General features: G+C 46.3%; 2 protein-coding genes. Both read right to left on the bottom strand.

Going from position 1 to position 1,941, the window contains the following annotated elements:
- Positions 1–345: 345 nt before the first annotated feature.
- Complete coding sequence (locus tag A3766_RS17165; RefSeq protein WP_068512169.1) at positions 346–1,140, bottom strand: inositol monophosphatase family protein; 795 nt, start codon at positions 1,138–1,140, stop codon at positions 346–348.
- Positions 1,141–1,179: 39 nt separating this feature from the next.
- Positions 1,180–1,941, bottom strand: a 762-nt coding sequence (gene purD, locus A3766_RS17170) for a phosphoribosylamine--glycine ligase (protein WP_068642577.1), incomplete at its 5' end; no start/stop codon positions are given.

The raw sequence follows: 1,941 nt of genomic DNA on the forward strand, positions 1-1,941 counted from the left end.
TAACAGTGCATTAAGTGGATAATATAATCTAAATTATAGCGTTGCAACATAAATCATTGGTTTTGTTGAATAAATTAATGTTTATATTTTCTTGTTTATCAAAGTGTCTGTTCCTGGTTTTGTAACAGAGGGCGTGATGCCTGTAACGCTAGGTGTTAAAAGGTGTTGAAATGAAAGATGCACAGGAATTATTGCTTAACTTGGCTAGGCTTAAGTTATCAGCGCAAGGGGAAGTGACTTAGTTGCGCGGAGCCTCTCCAATCATCACTTTCCAATCCCTAGTTGTTATAAGGACTTTTTAGGAGCCATTTTGGCTCCTTTTTTTTGCCTTGGATTCAGCGAGCTCTAATCCAGAATTTCGTCTAGAGCGTCATAGATTGCTGGCGTGCTAATGAGAAGGTTGTTGTTGTAGATGCAGGCAGGAATACCTTCAGGTACTGGGGTGAAGTGGCCGCAGCGTGCACCGGCTTCAAGGGCAATCAGTCTGGCTGCAGCGAAGTCCCAGGGGCTCAGTGACTCAAAATAGCCGTCAAGGCGGCCATTTGCAACCCAGCAGATATCCATTGCAGCAGAGCCTAGGCGGCGAATGTCTTGGCATTTCATCAGCACCTTTTCTGTTCGGCGCATGATTTCAGGTACGGTGCTTTTATCGTAAGGGAAACCCGTGGCAATCAGGGCTTTCCGTAAATTGTCTTGGTTGCTGACGGATAGCTTGTTCTGATTCAAATAAGAGCCTTGCCCCAAAATAGCGGAATAGCACTCGTCCAGAAACGGATTGTAGACAATTCCCACTTGTACCTCACCTTCACACGCGAATGCGATAGAGACGGCGACCATAAAGTGGCCGTGAGCATAATTAACGGTGCCGTCAATGGGGTCAATAATCCAGATGGGTTCAGCTAGGTCTTTGCCTTGGCTCGTATCGGTATATGTCTCTTCAGACATGATACGGTGGTGAGGGAATTTTTCTTGAATAGCTTCGATGATTAGTTTGTCTGCTGCAATGTCTGCAGATGTTACTAGCTCATGTTGATCTTTGTAATTCTGACTGAGTGAGCCTTTTGCTCGTTCCGACTTAATCATCGAGCCAGCTTTGATTGCTAGCTCTTTTGCGAATTTCTCTATGTCGCTATAGTTCATAGGTCACCCAGACAGATTAGTTTACAGGGTTTGGCTGCCTTAAGACTGCTGCTCTCGGGCAATGGCTCGGTAGGCAATGTCATCTCGATAGAACATACCTTCCCAGCTGATATTTTGTGCAAGCTGATAGGCCTTTTGCTGAGCTTCAGTCACATTGTTGCCCAGAGCTGTAGCGCATAATACTCTGCCACCAGACGTTGCTACTTGCTCGCCATCGAGTTTGGTGCCTGCATGAAATACTTTTGCAACATCAGACTCGCCTTGCTTTAGGCCTTTAATGATGAGGCCTTTGTCGTAGCTTCCTGGGTAGCCACCAGCGGCCAAGACAACGCCAACTGCTGCGCGAGAATCCCAGTCTGTTGTTGTTTTATCGAGAGTCTTATCCAATGCCGCATTGCATAGAGTAATTAGATCAGATTGCAGGCGCATCATAATAGGTTGTGTTTCAGGGTCGCCGAAACGGCAGTTATATTCGATGACTTTTGGTTGGCCATCTTTTGAAATCATTAAACCTGCATAGAGGAAGCCTGTATAGTCATTGCCTTCCTTCGCCATACCTTCGACGGTTGGGATAATGACTTCAGACATGATGCGATCATGGATCTCCTGGGTTACAACTGGAGCCGGTGAATAGGCACCCATTCCACCAGTATTTGGGCCAGTGTCGCCGTTGCCAACGCGCTTATGGTCCTGGCTGGTTGCCATCGGTAGAATATTCTTACCATCTGCAATAACGATGAAGCTGGCTTCTTCGCCATCAAGAAATTCTTCAATAACTACACGGCAGCCTGCTTCGCCAAA

Source organism: Oleiphilus sp. HI0132, from assembly GCF_001635845.1.